The following is a 15644-nucleotide window of genomic DNA, read 5'->3' on the forward strand; positions in this document are numbered from 1 at the left end:
ACATGGTTCGTTCAGTCTGGAAAGGCCCGTTTGTCGAGGCGTCGCTGCTCAAGAAGGCAGATGCGGCGCGTGCGTCCGGCCGTCACGACGTCATCAAGATCTGGAGCCGCCGCTCGACCATCCTGCCGCAATTCGTCGGCCTGACGTTCGGCGTCTACAACGGCCAGAAGCACGTGCCGGTTTCGGTCAACGAGGAAATGGTGGGTCACAAGTTCGGCGAGTTCTCGCCGACCCGTACCTTCCATGGCCATTCTGGCGACAAGAAAGCCAAGAAGGCTTGAGGAATAGACGATGAGCAAACCAAAGCGCGAACGTAGCCTCGCGGATAACGAGGCCAAGGCAGTCGCCCGGATGCTGCGCGTCAGCCCGCAGAAGCTCAATCTTGTCGCGCAACTGATCCGCGGCCGGAAGGCGTCGGCTGCGCTCGCCGACCTGCAGTTCTCGCGCAAGCGGATCGCGGTCGACGTCAAGAAGTGCCTGGAATCGGCGATCGCGAACGCCGAGAACAACCATGACCTCGAGGTCGACGATCTTGTCGTCGCCGAGGCCCATGTCGGCAACGGCATCGTCATGAAGCGTTTTTCGCCCCGCGGCCGTGGCCGCTCGGGTCGTATCTACAAACCGTTCTCGCACCTGACCATCGTGGTTCGTCAGGTCGAGGCCGAGGCAAGCGCTTAAAGCGGCGCGGGAGAAAACGATGGGTCAAAAGATCAATCCAATCGGACTGCGTCTCGGCATCAACCGCACGTGGGATTCGCGTTGGTTCGCCGGCAAGAGCGAATACGGCAAGCTCCTGCATGAAGACGTCAAGATCCGCGAGATCCTGCACAAGGAACTCAAGCAGGCGGCCGTCGCCCGCATCGTGATCGAGCGTCCGCACAAGAAGTGCCGCGTCACGATCCATTCGGCGCGTCCGGGCGTCGTGATCGGCAAGAAGGGTGCCGATATCGACAAGCTGCGCAAGCGGGTTGCCGACATCACGGCTTCCGACGTCGTCATCAATATCGTTGAGATCCGCAAGCCCGAGCTCGACGCCACCCTGGTTGCCGAATCGATTGCGCAGCAGCTCGAGCGCCGCGTCGCGTTCCGTCGCGCCATGAAGCGGGCGGTGCAGTCGGCGATGCGTCTTGGCGCCGAAGGCATCCGCATCAACTGCTCGGGTCGTCTGGGCGGTGCCGAAATCGCGCGCATGGAGTGGTACCGCGAGGGCCGCGTGCCGCTGCACACGCTGCGCGCCGACGTCGATTACGGCGTGGCGACCGCGTTCACGACGTTCGGCACCTGCGGCGTCAAGGTCTGGATCTTCAAGGGCGAGATCCTCGAGCACGATCCGATGGCCCAGGACAAGAAGATGGCCGAAGGCGATACCGCGCGTCCGCGCCGCGACGCCGCCGCAGCGTGAGACATTAGGAAGGTTTGAGGGCTCAAAGCCATGATGCAACCAAAGAAAACGAAGTTCCGGAAGGCGCATAAGGGCCGTATCCACGGCGTTGCGACTTCGGGTGCGACGTTGTCGTTCGGCCAGTTCGGCCTGAAGGCGATGGCGCCCGAGCGCGTCACCGCCCGCCAGATCGAAGCCGCGCGCCGCGCGCTGACCCGCCACATGAAGCGCGCCGGCCGCGTCTGGATCCGCGTGTTCCCGGACGTGCCGGTGTCGAAGAAGCCCGCCGAAGTCCGCATGGGCTCCGGCAAGGGCACGCCGGAACTGTGGGTGGCGCGGGTCAAGCCGGGCCGGGTGATTTTCGAGATCGACGGCGTCAACGTGCAGACCGCGAAGGAAGCGCTCACGCTCGCCGCCGCCAAGCTGCCGATCAAGACGCGTTTCGTCGCGCGCATTGCGGAGTAACGGTCATGGCCCCGATGAAAGTTGAAGACATCCGCGCGATGAGCGACGACCAGAGGGAGGACGCCGTCCTCAATCTGAAGAAGGAGCGTTTCAATCTGCGTTTCCAGCGCGCCACAGGGCAGCTGGAAAACACCTCGCGGCTGCGCGAAGCCCGCCGCGACATCGCCCGCATCAAGACCATCGCCGCGCAGGTTCGCGCGAAGAAGAAGTAAGAGGCCGTATTATGCCGAAACGTACCCTTCAGGGCGTGGTCGTGAGCGACAAGCAAGCCAAGACGGTGGTGGTGCGCGTCGATCGCCGCTTCACCCATCCGATCTACAAGAAGACGATCCGCCGCTCCAAGAACTACCACGCGCACGACGAGAACAGCGAGTTCAAGCCGGGCGACATGGTGTGGATCGAGGAAAGCAAGCCGATCTCGAAGTTGAAGCGCTGGACCGTGGTCCGGGGCGAACAGAAGAAAACCGCCTGAGATTCATTCGGCCTGGCCGGATGAGTAATCGGGAAAATTTTAGGCGCTAATTCGAGCGCATCAGAAAGAGGACGAGGTGCATCAATGATTCAGATGCAGACCAACCTCGACGTGGCCGACAATTCAGGCGCACGCCGTGTCATGTGCATCAAGGTGCTGGGGGGCTCCAAGCGCCGCTATGCCACCGTGGGCGACGTTATCGTCGTGTCGATCAAGGAAGCGATCCCGCGCGGCAAGGTGAAGAAGGGCGACGTGATGAAGGCCGTCGTGGTGCGGGTCCGCAAGGACATCCGTCGCGCCGACGGCTCGGTCATCCGCTTCGACCGCAACGCCGCGGTGCTGATCAACAACCAGTCGGAGCCGGTCGGCACCCGTATCTTCGGGCCCGTGCCGCGCGAGCTTCGCGCCAAGAACCACATGAAAATCATCTCGCTTGCGCCGGAGGTGCTGTGATGGCTGCCAAGATCCGGAAAGGTGACAAGGTCATGGTGCTGACCGGTCGCGACAAGGGTCGCACCGGCGAAGTATTCGAGGTCCGCCCCGCCGAGAACAAGGCGCTGGTGCGCGGCGTCAACATGGTGAAGCGTCACCAGAAGCAGACCCAGAACCAGGAAGGCGGCATCATCTCAAAGGAGTCGCCGATCGACCTGTCCAACATCGCCTATGTCGGCAAGGACGGGAAGCCGACCCGCATAGGGTTCAAGATTCAGGCTGATGGCAAGAAGGTACGCGTTGCCAAGAGCTCGGGAGCAGAGATCGATGGCTGATACCGCTTACGTGCCGCGCCTCCGCGCGGAGTATGACAAGAGCATTCGCGGCAAGCTGACCGAGCAGTTCGGCTACGCCAACGTCATGCAGGTGCCGCGGCTGGACAAGGTCGTGCTCAACATGGGCGTCGGCGATGCGGTCAACGACCGCAAGAAGGCCGAGACCGCGGCTGGCGAACTGACGCAGATCGCCGGCCAGAAGGCGATCGTGACCTATTCGCGGATCGCGATCGCGACCTTCAAGCTGCGCGAGAACCAGCCGATCGGCTGCAAGGTCACGCTGCGGAAAGCACGCATGTACGAGTTCATCGACCGCCTCGTGAACGTGGCGCTGCCGCGCGTGCGCGATTTCCGTGGCCTCAATCCGAAGAGCTTCGACGGTCGCGGCAACTACTCGCTCGGCCTCAAGGAGCACATCATTTTCCCCGAAATCGACTTCGACAAGGTTTCGGAAGCCCGCGGCATGGACATCACCGTCTGCACCACGGCGAAGACCGACGACGAGGCGCGCGCCTTGTTGACCGCTTTCAATTTCCCGTTCCGGCAGTGAGACGCAAGTAAAGCCTCTCAAACGCGGAAACCCAGGAGCCAAGCATGGCAAAGAAGAGTTCGATCGAGAAGAACAACCGGCGCAAGCGGATGGCCAAGAACGCCGCGCCTGCGCGCGCGAAGCTGAAGGCGATCATCGCCGACAAGACCAAGCCGATGGAAGAGCGGTTTGCGGCGACCCTGAAGCTCGCCCAGATGCCGCGCAACTCGTCGACGACGCGCATTCGCAACCGCTGCGAACTGACCGGTCGCCCGCGCTCGAACTACCGCAAGAACAAGCTTTCCCGCATCGCGCTGCGTGAACTCGGCTCCAAGGGTCTGGTTCCCGGGCTCGTGAAGTCGAGCTGGTAAGGAGGGTCGTCAGATGTCAACGCACGATCCGATCAGCGATCTCATCACCCGCATCCGCAACGCGCAGATGCGTTCGAAGTCCAAGGTCTCGACCCCGGGCTCGAAGATGCGCGCCAGCGTGCTCGAAGTGCTGAAGGCCGAGGGCTACATCCGCGGCTATGCCAGCGTGGAGCATGCTTCGGGCCGCAGCGAACTCGAGATCGAGCTGAAGTATTTCGACGGCGAGCCCGTCATTCGCGAGATCGAGCGGGTCTCCAAGCCCGGCCGCCGGGTTTACGCCTCGGTGAAGAACCTGCCGCGCGTGAACAACGGTCTCGGCATTTCGGTGTTGTCGACGCCGAAGGGAATCATGGCCGACCACGCCGCGCGAGACGCGAATGTGGGCGGCGAAGTTCTCTTCACGGTGTTCTGAGGAAGGATTTTTAGCCATGTCACGTGTTGGCAAACGGCCTGTGGTGGTTCCGTCCGGTGTGACGGCGACCGTCGAGGGACAGACCGTCAAGATGAAGGGGCCGAAGGGCCAGCTTCAGTTCGTCGTGCATGACGACGTCGAGGTGAAGTTCGAGAGCGGTGCGGTCAAGGTCGCGCCGAAGTTCAAGACCAACCGCGCCCAGGCCATGTACGGCACTGCGCGCGCGCAGGTCGCGAACCTGGTCGAGGGCGTCACCAAGGGCTTCGAGAAGAAGCTCGAGATCACCGGCGTCGGTTACCGCGCCGCGATGCAGGGCAAGAACCTGCAGCTCGCGCTCGGCTACAGCCACGACGTGGTCTATGCGATCCCGGAAGGCATCACCATCGCGGTGCCGAAGCCGACCGAGATCACGATTTCGGGCACCGATTCCCAGCGCGTCGGTCAGGTTGCCGCCGAGATCCGCGCCTACCGTCCGCCGGAGCCCTACAAGGGCAAGGGCGTGAAGTACGCCAACGAATTCATCTTCCGCAAGGAAGGCAAGAAGAAGTAACGGAGCCGGTCATGTCACTCAAGGTCACGAATGCCCGGCGCAAGCAGCGCGTGCGCAACTCGCTGCGCCGGTCTGCCAATGGACGCCCGCGTCTGTCGGTATTCCGTTCGTCGAAGCACATCTACGCCCAGGTCATCGACGACCTGAAGGGCGAGACGCTGGCTTCGGCCTCGTCGCTGGAAAAGACCATGCGCGAGGCCGGCAACACCGGCGCCAACATCGATGCGGCCAAGGCCGTCGGCAAGCTGCTGGCGGAACGCGCCGTAAAGAACGGCGTCAAGGAAGTGGTGTTCGATCGCGGCAGCTATCTCTACCACGGGCGCGTCAAGGCGCTCGCGGACGCCGCCCGCGAAAGCGGACTGAGCTTCTAACGAACCGGTTTTGGATAATTACGAGGACAGGGGCTTTCTTCCCCTAAAGATTGGAAAACACCATGGCAGGTGAACGCGAACGCGGCGGACGCGAACGGAGCAGGGATCGCGAGGAGCGCGACAGCGAGTTCGTCGACAAGCTCGTCCACATCAATCGCGTGGCGAAGGTCGTCAAGGGCGGCAAGCGCTTCGGCTTTGCGGCGCTGGTCGTGATCGGCGACCAGAAGGGCCGGGTCGGTTTCGGCCACGGCAAGGCGCGCGAAGTGCCCGAGGCGATCCGCAAGGCGACCGAATCGGCCAAGCGCAACCTGACGCGCGTGGCGCTGCGCGAAGGTCGCACGCTGCATCACGACATCGCCGGCCGCCACGGCGCCGGCCGCGTCTACCTGCGCGCCGCTCCGGCCGGTACCGGCATCATCGCCGGCGGCCCGATGCGCGCGGTGTTCGAGACGCTCGGCATCCAGGACGTGGTGGCGAAGTCGATCGGCTCGTCGAATCCCTACAACATGGTTCGCGCGACCTTCGACGCGCTGAAGCATCAGGATTCGCCGCGTTCGGTGGCGGCACGCCGCAACATCAAGGTGTCCACGCTGCAGTCGCGCCGCGTCGGTGGCGACGCCGAAGTGGTGGCTGAATAACCGGCGCGAACTTTAAGCGCTATTTGGAGTTAAGACGATGGCCAAGGCCGCAAAGACGATCAAGGTCGAGCAGACAGGCAGCGCGATCCGCCGCCACCACTCGCAGCGTTCGACGTTGATCGGCCTCAAGCTCAACAAGATCGGCCGGGTTGCCGAGCTGCAGGACACCCCTGAAGTTCGTGGCATGATCAGCAAGGTTCAGCATCTCGTCCGTATCGTCGGCGAGAAGTGAGAAAACAAGGAGACAGGGCGATGAAGCTCAGCGATATCGCCGACAACGCCGGCTCGCGCAAAAAGCGCATGCGCGTCGGCCGTGGCATCGGTTCGGGCAAGGGCAAGACTTCGGGCCGCGGCGGCAAGGGCCAGACCGCGCGTTCGGGCGTGCGCATCAAGGGCTTCGAGGGCGGCCAGATGCCGCTGCATCGCCGCCTGCCGAAGCGTGGCTTCAACAACATCTTCCGGCTCGACTTTGCCGAGATCAATCTCGACAGGCTGCAGGAGGCGATCGACGCCAAGCTGGTCGATACCAAGGAAACCGTCACGGTCGAATCGCTGGTGAAGGCCGGTGTGATCCGCCGCGCCAAGGACGGCCTGCGGCTGCTCGGCCGCGGCGAACTCAAGGCCAAGCTCGCGATCGAGGTGTATGGCGCCTCGAAATCCGCCATCGAAGCGGTCGAGAAGGCCGGCGGCTCGGTGAAGATCCTGGCCCCGGCCAAGAAGGAAGAAGGCGAGGCGGCGTAACATCTGCGTCATGCCCGCCCGATCGCGGGCATAGACCGATGGACTTATCGAAGCCGAGCACCAAATAATGTCCGGCGTCTGCCGATTGCCCCGTCCGGGGCGTCGGCCTTCGAGGCGGCGGGAGAAAGCCTGAACATGGTCTCAGCAGCAGAACAACTCGCGGCAAACCTCAATTTCGGCGCTTTGGCCAAAGCCGACGAACTGAAGAAGCGCATCTGGTTCACGCTGGGTGCGCTGCTTATTTATCGGCTCGGCACCTATATCCCGCTGCCCGGCATCGATCCCGCGGCCTGGCAGCAGGTGTTCCAGTCGCAGGCTGGCGGCATCCTCGGCATGTTCAACATGTTCGCCGGCGGCGGCATCAACCGCATGGCGATCTTCGCACTGAACATCATGCCGTACATCTCGGCATCGATCATCATCCAGCTCCTGACCACGGTATCGCCCAAGCTCGAAGCGCTGAAGAAGGAAGGCGAGGCGGGCCGCAAGACGCTGAACCAGTATACCCGCTACCTCACGGTGATTCTCGCCACGTTCCAGGCCTACGGCATCGCCGTTGGCCTCCAGGGTGCCGGCAACGTGGTCAGCGAGCCCGGGATGTTCTTCCTGCTCTCCACCACGATCACGCTGACCGGCGGCACCATGTTCCTGATGTGGCTGGGCGAGCAGATCACCTCGCGCGGCATCGGCAACGGCATCTCGCTGATCATTATGGCCGGCATCGTGGCCGAGCTGCCGTCAGCTCTCGCCAACATGCTGGAACTGGGACGCCAGGGCGCGCTGTCGACCGGCCTGATCCTGCTCGTGATCGTGATGGCGATCGCCGTGATCGCCTTCATCGTGTTCATGGAGCGCGCGCAGCGGCGGCTTCTGATCCAGTATCCGAAGCGTCAGGTCGGCAACAAGATGTTCGAGGGCCAGTCCTCGCATCTGCCGCTCAAGCTCAACACCTCAGGCGTGATCCCGCCGATCTTCGCCTCGTCGCTGTTGCTGCTGCCGGCGACCGTCGCAAACTTCAACGCCGGCCAGGGCCCGGAATGGTTCCAGTGGCTCAACACCCAGCTCAGCCACGGCCGTCCGCTGTTCTTGATCCTCTATCTGAGCCTGATCGTGTTCTTCGCGTTCTTCTACACCGCGATCGTGTTCAACCCGACCGAGACCGCAGACAATCTGAAGAAGCACGGCGGCTTCATCCCGGGCATTCGTCCGGGCGAACGCACCGCCGAATATATCGATTACGTGCTGTCGCGTGTCACCGTGGTGGGCGCGATCTATCTGGCGATCGTGTGTTTGATTCCCGAAATCCTGATTTCCTACGCCTCGGTGCCGTTCTATTTCGGCGGAACCTCGCTTCTGATCGTCGTCAGCGTGACCATGGATACGGTGGCGCAGGTGCAGGGTTATCTGTTGGCCCATCAGTATGAGGGGCTGATCCGGAAATCGAAGCTCAGGGGCCGCCGCCGCTAACCAGCGGACACGCGTGGTCTGAAATTCAAGACAAGGTGTGCGGCGACTCGCTCACCAAGCCGGGGGGCGAATAGTCATGAGATTGATCCTTTTGGGTCCGCCGGGCGCGGGCAAGGGGACCCAGGCCCAGCGGCTGGTCCAGAAGTACGGCATCGTGCAGCTCTCAACCGGCGAGATGCTGCGTGCTGCGGTCGCCGCCGAAACGCCGATCGGCCTGCAGGCCAAGGACATCATGGCCAGCGGCGCGCTGGTGCCGGATGAGATCGTGATCGGGATCATCTCCGACCGTCTCGACCAGCCCGACATGAAGAAGGGTTTCATCCTCGACGGGTTTCCGCGCACCGTGCCGCAGGCCGCAGCCCTCGACGAGCTCCTGAAGAAGAAGCACATCAAGTTGGATGCCGTCATCGAACTGCGTGTCAACGAGAGCGCGCTTCTCAATCGCGTCGAGACGCGGGTTGCCGAGATGCAGGCCCGCGGCGAGGAAGTGCGAATCGACGATACCCCGGAAGTGCTGTCGAAGCGGCTGGCGAGCTACCGTTCGATGACCGAGCCGCTGATCCACTATTATTCCGAGCGCCGGAAGCTTGCCACCGTCGACGGTATGATGACCATTGAGCAGGTCACGCGGGAAATTAACCGGATCCTGTCCGCCGTTGGCGCGGTGGAACCCAAGGCCGCGAGGTCGGCAGCGCCGGCCAGGAAGACCAAGGCGGGCACGAGGAAGAGCGCGAAGCCCGCAGGTAAAAAAGCCGGCAAAACCGCCGGGAAGGCGGCCAAAACGGCTGGAAAGGCCAAGAAAGCGGCCTCCAGGGGGACTGGGAGGGCGACCCGCAAGGCCGCCTCGACTGGCAGGGGGGCTGCTAAAGGGCGGACCGCCGGCAAGGCCAAAAAGGCCGCCAGGAAGACCGTTCGGAAGGCGGCCAAAAAGGTCACGAAAAAGCGAGCTAAGCGGTAGAGGCGGTTGACGAAACCGAGTTGAATCCTTTAATAAGCCCCGCATCCAAGTCGGATAGTTTTTTGACGATGCCGGGCCCCGAAAGAGATGAGGGGAAGGGCGTCGTGTTCGCGTTTGCGGACACCTGCCCGAGTTAGCAAGAACATGGTCCGGTCCATAGGGGATCGGCGACAGGAGAGAAGTCCGTGGCCCGTATTGCCGGCGTGAATATCCCGACCAACAAGCGCGTTCTGATCGCGCTCCAGTACATCCATGGCATCGGCCAGAAGAACGCGTCCGAGATCATGGAGAAGGTCAAGATCCCGGCTGATCGTCGTGTCAGCCAGTTGAGCGACCAGGAAGTCCTGCAGATCCGCGAAGTCATCGACCGCGACTATCTCGTCGAGGGCGACCTTCGCCGCGAGACCGGTATCAACATCAAGCGGCTAATGGACCTCGGCTGCTATCGCGGCCTGCGTCATCGCCGCGGCCTGCCGGTGCGCGGCCAGCGCACCCACACCAATGCGCGCACGCGCAAGGGCCCGGCCAAGTCGATCGCCGGCAAGAAGAAGTAATTTAGCGAATAGCGAACGGGGAGTAGCGAATGGTTCTATTCGCCATTCGCCACTCACCATTCGCTTCTTAGGTGTAGCCGCTGGCAGTACGGCGGCGTTTGAGATCACAGGAAGGTTTTAGGTAATGGGCAAGGAAGCCACCCGCGTACGCCGCCGCGAACGCAAGAATATCGCATCCGGCATTGCACACGTAAATTCGTCCTTCAACAACACAACCATCACCATCACCGACGCGCAGGGCAACACCATTGCCTGGTCCTCGGCCGGCACGATGGGCTTCAAGGGCTCGCGCAAGTCGACCCCCTATGCCGCGCAGGTCGCGGCCGAAGACGTTTCCAAGAAGGCGCAGGAACACGGCATGCGCACCCTGGAAGTGGAAGTTGCCGGCCCCGGTTCGGGCCGCGAATCGGCGCTTCGCGCGCTGCAGGCGGCGGGCTTCACCGTCACGTCGATCCGCGACGTGACCACGATCCCGCACAATGGTTGCCGTCCGCGCAAGCGCCGGCGCGTTTGATGTCTGGTCGCGGGCGGTTTTGCCGCTCGCGATTGCTTTTGGAATTTTCCGCGGACTGATTCCCGCGATCTCCAACGCCAGTGATCTGAAGGCGGATCGACTGGCCCGGTCTATTGACCCGAAGGGGTGACAAAGTGACGATCCAGAAAAATTGGCAAGAACTCATTCGACCGAACAAGCTGCAGGTAACGCCGGGCGGCGATGCGACCCGGTTTGCGACCGTCGTCGCCGAGCCGCTTGAGCGCGGCTTCGGCCAGACGCTCGGCAACGCGCTGCGCCGCATCCTGTTGTCATCGCTGCAAGGCGCCGCCGTGCAGTCGGTGCACATCGACGGCGTGCTGCACGAGTTCTCCTCGATCGCGGGCGTTCGCGAGGACGTCACCGACATCGTGCTCAACATCAAGGACATCTCGATCAAGATGCAGGGCGAAGGCCCCAAGCGCATGGTCGTGAAGAAGTCGGGTCCGGGCGTCGTCACTGCCGGCGACATCCAGACCGTCGGCGACATCGTCGTGCTCAATCCCGACCTGCAGCTCTGCACGCTGGACGAGGGCGCCGAAATCCGCATGGAGTTCACGGTTGCCGCCGGCAAGGGCTACGTCGCCGCCGAGCGTAACCGGCCCGAGGACGCGCCGATCGGCCTGATCCCGGTCGACAGCCTGTTCTCGCCCGTGCGCAAGGTCTCCTACAAGGTCGAGAATACCCGCGAGGGCCAGATCCTCGACTACGACAAGCTGACCATGACGATCGAGACCAACGGCGCAATCTCGCCGGAGGACGCGGTGGCCTATGCGGCGCGCATCCTCCAGGATCAGCTCAACGTGTTCGTGAACTTCGAAGAGCCGCGCAAGGAAGTCGCGCAGGAGATCATCCCCGATCTCGCCTTCAACCCGGCGTTCCTCAAGAAGGTCGACGAACTCGAACTGTCGGTGCGTTCGGCAAACTGCCTGAAGAACGACAACATCGTCTACATTGGCGACCTCGTGCAGAAGTCGGAAGCGGAAATGCTCCGTACCCCGAACTTCGGCCGCAAGTCGCTGAACGAAATCAAGGAAGTGCTGGCCCAGATGGGTCTGCATCTCGGCATGGAAGTGCCGGGCTGGCCGCCGGAGAACATCGACGAGCTCGCCAAGCGCTTCGAGGATCACTACTGAGCGAATAGGGAGTGGCGAATAGCGAACAGAGAAGAACTATTCGCTACTCACCATTCGCTAATCGCTACCCAGGGCGAACGCAGGCAGCCCACCTGAGCAACATGTCCGACGAACCGTCGCGACGAGGACAGACCAAGGAATAGATCAATGCGTCACGGCAAGGTTCATCGAAAGCTCAACCGCACCGCCGAGCATCGCCGCGCGATGTTCGCCAACATGTGCGCCGCGCTGATCAAGCACGAGCAGATCGTCACCACGCTGCCGAAGGCCAAGGAGTTGCGCCCGATCGTCGAGAAGCTCGTCACCCTCGGCAAGAAGGGTGGGCTGGCCATGCGCCGCCAGGCGATCTCCGAGATGCGTGACAAGGACCAGGTCAAGAAGCTGTTCGACACGCTGGCGCCCCGGTACAAGGACCGCCAGGGCGGCTACACCCGCATCATCAAGGCCGGCTTCCGCTACGGCGACAATGCGCCGATGGCCGTGATCGAATTCGTTGACCGCGACGTCGACGCCAAGGGCCAGGATTCCGGTCCGGTGGAAGAGAAGTCCGCCGAAGCGGCGTAACTCGTCCAAATCTCAGTTTTCAAAAGCGGCGCCAAAAGCGCCGCTTTTTTGTTGCCCGGCGCGGTCGCGATCGCGGCCGGCGCGTGACTTCACAGGAACCGTCCCGGGCCATCAACGTTGACAGGCATGAGTAGGGCGTTCGTCAAGGAACCAGAGGACGTCGAAGGTCTGCCTGACCGGCCAATCTCCGATCTTCCGAATGATGTGACGGCCGAAGGTCTTCGCCGCATCGAGCAGGCGTTGGCCGCAGCCCAGGCTGCGGCGCAATCCACCCGCGATCGCGAGGCGCTGGCTAGTGCCCGCCGCGACTTCCGCTATTGGAATGCCCGGCGCGCCACGGCAAGGGTGGCCCCCGAGCCATCAGACAATTCCGTCGTGCGCTTCGGCCACACCGTCACCATCGTGCGCGAGGATGACCGGCGACAGACGTTCCGGATCGTCGGCGAGGACGAGGCCGAGCCAGCGCACGGGACGATCTCGCACGCCTCGCCGCTGGCGCGCGCGCTGTTCGGCAAGGGTGTCGGCGAGGTCGCCGTCATCGCCGGAGGCGAAGCGGAGATCGTCGAAATCAGGTGATCAATCCCATCGCGCGAGGTGAAGATGTCAGCCTATGTCATTTCCGAAGTCGATGACGTGCGCGATCCGGCAGAGTTCGAAGCTTATCGAAATATCGCCGCGAGGACGATTGCGCAGTATGGTGGGCGCTACCTGGTCCGTGGCGGCGCCGCAGATTTGATCGAAGGCAGCCCGCCGCCGAAAACCATCATCGTCGTCGAATTTCCGTCGATGGAGCGCTTGCGCGAATGGTACGCCTCACCGGAGTATGCGGAGGCATCTTGGGATGCGGCAGGCCGCGTTCGATCGCCGGCTGATCTTGGTTGAGGGTGTCTCGCCGGCTTGAACGCAATGTGGCTTGAGCTTGCAATGCAATGCCGCGATGCGAGCGCGCGCATCGACGGGAATATCGTTGCACATTTGACGGGTTGCGGTGCCGAATTCCCAGCGGAACAAGAGGCTAAAAAATCTGTTTTCTCGATAGCCGCACTGATGCGGTTTGAGGAGGAACTAGATGAAGAAGCTGTTCATACTTGCGACGGCAGCGTCGCTGGTTGCGACCATGGCCAATGCGCAAACCACCGTAGTTACTCCCGGAACGACCACCGGAGCTGCGGGCGCCACGATTCAGATCGAGCCGGAATATCGTACGAAGATCAAGAGCTATGTCACCGAGAAGAGGATCCGTCCGGTGGAGACACGGGAAAGGATCGTGGTGGGCGCCAAGGTGCCGACCGAGGTCGAACTCGAGGCGGTGCCTTCGGATTGGGGCCCGACGGTGACGAAGTATCGCTATGTGTATTCGAACAACCGCGTGATGCTGGTCGATCCGGGCACGCGTACCGTGGTGCATGAGATCGACTGAGGTGCTTCTCGTCGCTCTATGCAAAGAGGGCCGCCAGTCGGGCGGCCCTTTTCATTTGCAGGATTACCAGCGACGCCAGTGACGGTGGTAATACCGCGCACCATAGAATCGCGGACCGCCATAGAATCGCGGACCGCCATAGTAGGCGTACGCCGGGCGGATCACGCGGCGATAGCGAACGACGGGGTAGTAGGGCTCGTTGTAGTATCCGCCGTAGTAGGCCGGCGCGTAACCACCGTAGTACCCGCCGTAATAGCCCGGGTACCCGCCGTAATATCCGTAGCCCGGACCATAGGCGTAGGCGTTCGAAGCCAGTCCGCCGATCACCGCGCCCGCAATCAATCCGCCAGCCACGGCCGGGAAAAATCCTCCTCCGCGCCAGTGGGCCTCCGCCGGCGAGGGTGCCGTGACCGCCGTCAAGCCCAAGACCGCCGCTGCGGCTAAGGCCAAAGGTGCCTTCTTCATGGACCACTCCTTTTCCGTAAATCAGACACCCGATCAACACATTCGAGTGAAGTTCGTTGCCTGAGCTGCCAGTTTCCAAATACTTCCCGGCAGATTTAACTTTCATGAACAGGTGTTCAGGACGGCGCTGAACCGCGTCGCCGCATGAAGGATCGTCAATTTCTTTCCGGTTTGGAACTCAAGGCTCCGTGAGCTTGTGGTCCCTCTAACGCAAGGGAGCTGAGATGAATCCGCCCTTGCCAGCCGGCCGGCGCACCGGCATCGCGCCTCCCGGCGGCTACCATCCCTCCAGCACGATCTTGCCGCGCGACTTGCCGCTCTCCAAGAGCGCATGCGCCCGTTTCAGATTGGCGGCGTTGATGGTGCCGAACGTCTGGTCGAGCGTGGTGCGCAGCACGCCCTTGTCGAGGAGGTCAGAGACGTCGTTCAGGAGATGGTGCTGGGCGATCATATCTGGCGTCTGGAACGACGAGCGCGTGAACATCGATTCCCAGTGGATCGAGACCGCCTTGCCCTTGAAGGCCGAGACGGTGAATTCCGGGGGATCGTCGATCAGGCCGAACTTGCCTTGCGGCGCGATGAAATCGGCGATCGCCTTGTAGTGCTGGTCGGTGAAGGTGAGGCTCGCGACCAGCGCGACGGGCGGCACCTTCAACTTTTCGATCTGCTCCTTCATGGGCTGAGAGTGGTCGATCACGGCATGCGCGCCGAGATCGCGACACCATTTTTGCGATTCGGGACGCGTGGCGGTAGCGACCACCGTCAGCCCGGTCAGGCGGCGCGCGAGCTGGATCAGAATCGAGCCGACGCCACCGGCGCCGCCAGTGATCAGCAGCGTGCGCGGATCGAGGCTCTTGCCGGGCACGGCGCCGAGCCGGTCGAATAGCAATTCCCAGGCGGTGATCGAGGTCAGCGGTAGCGCGGCGGCCTGCGCGAACGACAAGGATTTCGGCTTCTTGCCGACGATCCGCTCGTCGACCAAATGAAATTCCGCATTTGTGCCCTGGCGCAGGATCGAGCCGGCGTAGAACACTTCGTCACCCGGTTTGAACAGCGTGACGTCCGGGCCGATGGCATCGACGATGCCGGCAGCGTCGTAGCCCAGGATCTTCGTCTCGCCCTCGGGCGGGGCGGCGCGCTTGCGGACCTTGTAATCGACCGGGTTGGCCGAGATCGCCTTGACGGCGACGCGGATGTCGCGACCCGTCGGTTCCGGCTTGGCGGCTTCAAAGTCGATCAGCGCATTCGCGTCCTCGATGGGGAGCGATTTTTTGTATCCGACGGCCTTCATGTCCGAGCCTCCTCCATGTTTGACAGGTTGCTTGCCTAACTGTCGCTCTGGCATCTACTTGGCAAGTACTGTAATTTTGGGGAACTAGTCCCCGTTTGGATACTATTGGGGAAACTCCAGGAAAATCTCATGAAACGGCGAAATTTTGCCCGTCGGCCGGGCTGCGCGGTTGAAGCGACGCTCGATCTGATCGACGGCAAGTGGAAAGGCGTGATCCTGTTTCACCTGCAGGCCGGCACCCAGCGCTTCGGGGAGTTGCGGCGGCGGATGCCCGGGATTACCCAGCGCATGCTGACCAAGCAGCTTCGCGCGCTCGAGGACGACAAGCTCGTGATCCGCAAGGTCTATGCCGAGGTGCCGCCGCGGGTCGAATACACGCTGTCGGAGGTCGGCGAGAGCCTGCGGCCGGTGATCGAGACGCTCAAGGCATGGGGCGAGGGCCATCAGGAAAGGCTATCCTGTGCGCCGGCCTCCGACACCGTCAAAGCGTCCGATCGCGCGGCCTGACCGGCAGTAGTGCGTACCGCCTTAACTTTTCTCGTTGCCGCCTCGCATCTATA

27 protein-coding genes and 1 pseudogene are annotated in these 15644 nt (G+C 62.6%); 26 read left to right on the top strand and 2 right to left on the bottom strand.

The genetic code is table 11. From position 1 onward, the window contains the following. The first annotated feature begins 2 nt into the window (after window positions 1-2). The 25 genes and pseudogenes from rpsS (at window position 3) to LMTR13_RS16885 (ending at window position 13328) form a co-directional block, all read left to right on the top strand. Window positions 3-281: a 30S ribosomal protein S19 gene (gene rpsS, locus LMTR13_RS16765; protein ID WP_024509042.1), complete on the top strand. Its 279-nt coding sequence runs from the start codon at window positions 3-5 to the stop codon at window positions 279-281. Window positions 282-291: 10 nt separating this feature from the next. Next, window positions 292-678 (top strand): 50S ribosomal protein L22, encoded by a 387-nt coding sequence (rplV, locus tag LMTR13_RS16770; protein WP_028349054.1) that lies wholly within the window; start codon window positions 292-294, stop codon window positions 676-678. Window positions 679-697: 19 nt separating this feature from the next. Beyond that, complete coding sequence (gene rpsC / locus LMTR13_RS16775) at window positions 698-1402, top strand: 30S ribosomal protein S3 (protein ID WP_028349053.1); 705 nt, start codon at window positions 698-700, stop codon at window positions 1400-1402. Between the two features lie 30 nt (window positions 1403-1432). Beyond that, the gene (gene rplP / locus LMTR13_RS16780) at window positions 1433-1846 is read left to right on the top strand and encodes a 50S ribosomal protein L16 (RefSeq protein ID WP_057843582.1); all 414 of its coding nucleotides are present in this window, start codon (window positions 1433-1435) and stop codon (window positions 1844-1846) included. A gap of 5 nt (window positions 1847-1851) precedes the next feature. Beyond that, the gene (rpmC, locus tag LMTR13_RS16785) at window positions 1852-2058 is read left to right on the top strand and encodes a 50S ribosomal protein L29 (RefSeq protein ID WP_028349051.1); all 207 of its coding nucleotides are present in this window, start codon (window positions 1852-1854) and stop codon (window positions 2056-2058) included. Window positions 2059-2069: 11 nt separating this feature from the next. Continuing rightward, the gene (gene rpsQ, locus LMTR13_RS16790) at window positions 2070-2318 is read left to right on the top strand and encodes a 30S ribosomal protein S17 (RefSeq protein ID WP_057843583.1); all 249 of its coding nucleotides are present in this window, start codon (window positions 2070-2072) and stop codon (window positions 2316-2318) included. Between the two features lie 84 nt (window positions 2319-2402). Further along, window positions 2403-2771 carry a 50S ribosomal protein L14 gene (gene rplN, locus LMTR13_RS16795; RefSeq protein WP_011473865.1) on the top strand — a complete coding sequence of 123 codons (369 nt, stop codon included), beginning with the start codon at window positions 2403-2405 and terminating at the stop codon, window positions 2769-2771. Beyond that, window positions 2771-3085 (top strand): 50S ribosomal protein L24, encoded by a 315-nt coding sequence (gene rplX / locus LMTR13_RS16800; protein ID WP_065728821.1) that lies wholly within the window; start codon window positions 2771-2773, stop codon window positions 3083-3085. Before rplN ends, rplX begins: the two co-directional genes overlap by 1 nt. Beyond that, complete coding sequence (gene rplE / locus LMTR13_RS16805; RefSeq protein WP_057843585.1) at window positions 3078-3635, top strand: 50S ribosomal protein L5; 558 nt, start codon at window positions 3078-3080, stop codon at window positions 3633-3635. Before rplX ends, rplE begins: the two co-directional genes overlap by 8 nt. A gap of 44 nt (window positions 3636-3679) precedes the next feature. Continuing rightward, window positions 3680-3985, top strand: a complete 306-nt coding sequence (gene rpsN / locus LMTR13_RS16810) for a 30S ribosomal protein S14 (RefSeq protein ID WP_065728822.1) — start codon at window positions 3680-3682, stop codon at window positions 3983-3985. Window positions 3986-3998: 13 nt separating this feature from the next. After that, a complete protein-coding gene (rpsH, locus tag LMTR13_RS16815; protein ID WP_028349046.1) occupies window positions 3999-4397 on the top strand; it encodes a 30S ribosomal protein S8 in 399 nt (132 codons plus the stop codon). 16 nt (window positions 4398-4413) lie between these two features. Next, the gene (gene rplF, locus LMTR13_RS16820) at window positions 4414-4947 is read left to right on the top strand and encodes a 50S ribosomal protein L6 (RefSeq protein WP_065728823.1); all 534 of its coding nucleotides are present in this window, start codon (window positions 4414-4416) and stop codon (window positions 4945-4947) included. Between the two features lie 11 nt (window positions 4948-4958). After that, window positions 4959-5318, top strand: a complete 360-nt coding sequence (gene rplR / locus LMTR13_RS16825; RefSeq protein WP_065728824.1) for a 50S ribosomal protein L18 — start codon at window positions 4959-4961, stop codon at window positions 5316-5318. Window positions 5319-5380: 62 nt separating this feature from the next. Continuing rightward, window positions 5381-5956: a 30S ribosomal protein S5 gene (rpsE, locus tag LMTR13_RS16830; protein WP_028349043.1), complete on the top strand. Its 576-nt coding sequence runs from the start codon at window positions 5381-5383 to the stop codon at window positions 5954-5956. A gap of 37 nt (window positions 5957-5993) precedes the next feature. After that, window positions 5994-6188 (top strand): 50S ribosomal protein L30, encoded by a 195-nt coding sequence (gene rpmD, locus LMTR13_RS16835; RefSeq protein WP_028349042.1) that lies wholly within the window; start codon window positions 5994-5996, stop codon window positions 6186-6188. A 20-nt stretch (window positions 6189-6208) separates the two neighbouring features. Next, window positions 6209-6697 (top strand): 50S ribosomal protein L15, encoded by a 489-nt coding sequence (rplO, locus tag LMTR13_RS16840; protein ID WP_065728825.1) that lies wholly within the window; start codon window positions 6209-6211, stop codon window positions 6695-6697. Window positions 6698-6832: 135 nt separating this feature from the next. Beyond that, complete coding sequence (gene secY / locus LMTR13_RS16845) at window positions 6833-8164, top strand: preprotein translocase subunit SecY (RefSeq protein ID WP_065728826.1); 1332 nt, start codon at window positions 6833-6835, stop codon at window positions 8162-8164. 76 nt (window positions 8165-8240) lie between these two features. Further along, window positions 8241-9122 (top strand): adenylate kinase, encoded by an 882-nt coding sequence (locus LMTR13_RS16850; protein ID WP_065728827.1) that lies wholly within the window; start codon window positions 8241-8243, stop codon window positions 9120-9122. Between the two features lie 185 nt (window positions 9123-9307). After that, complete coding sequence (gene rpsM, locus LMTR13_RS16855) at window positions 9308-9676, top strand: 30S ribosomal protein S13 (protein WP_028349038.1); 369 nt, start codon at window positions 9308-9310, stop codon at window positions 9674-9676. Window positions 9677-9800: 124 nt separating this feature from the next. Then, window positions 9801-10190: a 30S ribosomal protein S11 gene (gene rpsK, locus LMTR13_RS16860; protein WP_006021048.1), complete on the top strand. Its 390-nt coding sequence runs from the start codon at window positions 9801-9803 to the stop codon at window positions 10188-10190. A gap of 113 nt (window positions 10191-10303) precedes the next feature. Continuing rightward, window positions 10304-11344 carry a DNA-directed RNA polymerase subunit alpha gene (locus LMTR13_RS16865; protein WP_197521118.1) on the top strand — a complete coding sequence of 347 codons (1041 nt, stop codon included), beginning with the start codon at window positions 10304-10306 and terminating at the stop codon, window positions 11342-11344. Between the two features lie 147 nt (window positions 11345-11491). Beyond that, window positions 11492-11908: a 50S ribosomal protein L17 gene (gene rplQ, locus LMTR13_RS16870; protein ID WP_065728829.1), complete on the top strand. Its 417-nt coding sequence runs from the start codon at window positions 11492-11494 to the stop codon at window positions 11906-11908. 126 nt (window positions 11909-12034) lie between these two features. Then, the gene (greA, locus tag LMTR13_RS16875; RefSeq protein WP_065728830.1) at window positions 12035-12484 is read left to right on the top strand and encodes a transcription elongation factor GreA; all 450 of its coding nucleotides are present in this window, start codon (window positions 12035-12037) and stop codon (window positions 12482-12484) included. Window positions 12485-12508: 24 nt separating this feature from the next. Beyond that, a pseudogene (locus tag LMTR13_RS16880) lies at window positions 12509-12809 on the top strand (DUF1330 domain-containing protein). Between the two features lie 168 nt (window positions 12810-12977). Continuing rightward, on the top strand, window positions 12978-13328 hold the full coding sequence (locus LMTR13_RS16885; RefSeq protein ID WP_065728831.1) for a DUF1236 domain-containing protein: 351 nt from the start codon (window positions 12978-12980) through the stop codon (window positions 13326-13328). Window positions 13329-13391: 63 nt separating this feature from the next. On the opposite strand, the gene LMTR13_RS16890 is transcribed toward LMTR13_RS16885, so the two are convergent. Both LMTR13_RS16890 and LMTR13_RS16895 read right to left on the bottom strand, forming a co-directional pair. Next, window positions 13392-13793: a hypothetical protein gene (locus tag LMTR13_RS16890; RefSeq protein WP_065728832.1), complete on the bottom strand. Its 402-nt coding sequence runs from the start codon at window positions 13791-13793 to the stop codon at window positions 13392-13394. 277 nt (window positions 13794-14070) lie between these two features. Next, window positions 14071-15084, bottom strand: coding sequence for a zinc-binding alcohol dehydrogenase family protein (locus tag LMTR13_RS16895; RefSeq protein WP_065728833.1), 1014 nt, complete (start codon window positions 15082-15084; stop codon window positions 14071-14073). Between the two features lie 129 nt (window positions 15085-15213). Between LMTR13_RS16895 and LMTR13_RS16900 the strand changes: the two genes are divergently transcribed. After that, a complete protein-coding gene (locus tag LMTR13_RS16900; protein WP_065728834.1) occupies window positions 15214-15591 on the top strand; it encodes a winged helix-turn-helix transcriptional regulator in 378 nt (125 codons plus the stop codon). Window positions 15592-15644: the final 53 nt, after the last annotated feature.

The sequence above is a fragment of the Bradyrhizobium icense genome (assembly GCF_001693385.1).
Taxonomy (GTDB): Bacteria; Pseudomonadota; Alphaproteobacteria; order Rhizobiales; family Xanthobacteraceae; genus Bradyrhizobium; species Bradyrhizobium icense.

Coding starts and splice junctions, on each gene's coding strand:
- rpsS (WP_024509042.1), top strand. CDS start 3: ATGGTTCGTTCAGTCTGGAAAGGCCCGTTTGTCGAGGCGTCGCTGCTC.
- rplV (WP_028349054.1), top strand. CDS start 292: ATGAGCAAACCAAAGCGCGAACGTAGCCTCGCGGATAACGAGGCCAAG.
- rpsC (WP_028349053.1), top strand. CDS start 698: ATGGGTCAAAAGATCAATCCAATCGGACTGCGTCTCGGCATCAACCGC.
- rplP (WP_057843582.1), top strand. CDS start 1,433: ATGATGCAACCAAAGAAAACGAAGTTCCGGAAGGCGCATAAGGGCCGT.
- rpmC (WP_028349051.1), top strand. CDS start 1,852: ATGGCCCCGATGAAAGTTGAAGACATCCGCGCGATGAGCGACGACCAG.
- rpsQ (WP_057843583.1), top strand. CDS start 2,070: ATGCCGAAACGTACCCTTCAGGGCGTGGTCGTGAGCGACAAGCAAGCC.
- rplN (WP_011473865.1), top strand. CDS start 2,403: ATGATTCAGATGCAGACCAACCTCGACGTGGCCGACAATTCAGGCGCA.
- rplX (WP_065728821.1), top strand. CDS start 2,771: ATGGCTGCCAAGATCCGGAAAGGTGACAAGGTCATGGTGCTGACCGGT.
- rplE (WP_057843585.1), top strand. CDS start 3,078: ATGGCTGATACCGCTTACGTGCCGCGCCTCCGCGCGGAGTATGACAAG.
- rpsN (WP_065728822.1), top strand. CDS start 3,680: ATGGCAAAGAAGAGTTCGATCGAGAAGAACAACCGGCGCAAGCGGATG.
- rpsH (WP_028349046.1), top strand. CDS start 3,999: ATGTCAACGCACGATCCGATCAGCGATCTCATCACCCGCATCCGCAAC.
- rplF (WP_065728823.1), top strand. CDS start 4,414: ATGTCACGTGTTGGCAAACGGCCTGTGGTGGTTCCGTCCGGTGTGACG.
- rplR (WP_065728824.1), top strand. CDS start 4,959: ATGTCACTCAAGGTCACGAATGCCCGGCGCAAGCAGCGCGTGCGCAAC.
- rpsE (WP_028349043.1), top strand. CDS start 5,381: ATGGCAGGTGAACGCGAACGCGGCGGACGCGAACGGAGCAGGGATCGC.
- rpmD (WP_028349042.1), top strand. CDS start 5,994: ATGGCCAAGGCCGCAAAGACGATCAAGGTCGAGCAGACAGGCAGCGCG.
- rplO (WP_065728825.1), top strand. CDS start 6,209: ATGAAGCTCAGCGATATCGCCGACAACGCCGGCTCGCGCAAAAAGCGC.
- secY (WP_065728826.1), top strand. CDS start 6,833: ATGGTCTCAGCAGCAGAACAACTCGCGGCAAACCTCAATTTCGGCGCT.
- LMTR13_RS16850 (WP_065728827.1), top strand. CDS start 8,241: ATGAGATTGATCCTTTTGGGTCCGCCGGGCGCGGGCAAGGGGACCCAG.
- rpsK (WP_006021048.1), top strand. CDS start 9,801: ATGGGCAAGGAAGCCACCCGCGTACGCCGCCGCGAACGCAAGAATATC.
- rplQ (WP_065728829.1), top strand. CDS start 11,492: ATGCGTCACGGCAAGGTTCATCGAAAGCTCAACCGCACCGCCGAGCAT.
- greA (WP_065728830.1), top strand. CDS start 12,035: ATGAGTAGGGCGTTCGTCAAGGAACCAGAGGACGTCGAAGGTCTGCCT.
- LMTR13_RS16885 (WP_065728831.1), top strand. CDS start 12,978: ATGAAGAAGCTGTTCATACTTGCGACGGCAGCGTCGCTGGTTGCGACC.
- LMTR13_RS16890 (WP_065728832.1), bottom strand. CDS start 13,793: ATGAAGAAGGCACCTTTGGCCTTAGCCGCAGCGGCGGTCTTGGGCTTG.
- LMTR13_RS16895 (WP_065728833.1), bottom strand. CDS start 15,084: ATGAAGGCCGTCGGATACAAAAAATCGCTCCCCATCGAGGACGCGAAT.
- LMTR13_RS16900 (WP_065728834.1), top strand. CDS start 15,214: ATGAAACGGCGAAATTTTGCCCGTCGGCCGGGCTGCGCGGTTGAAGCG.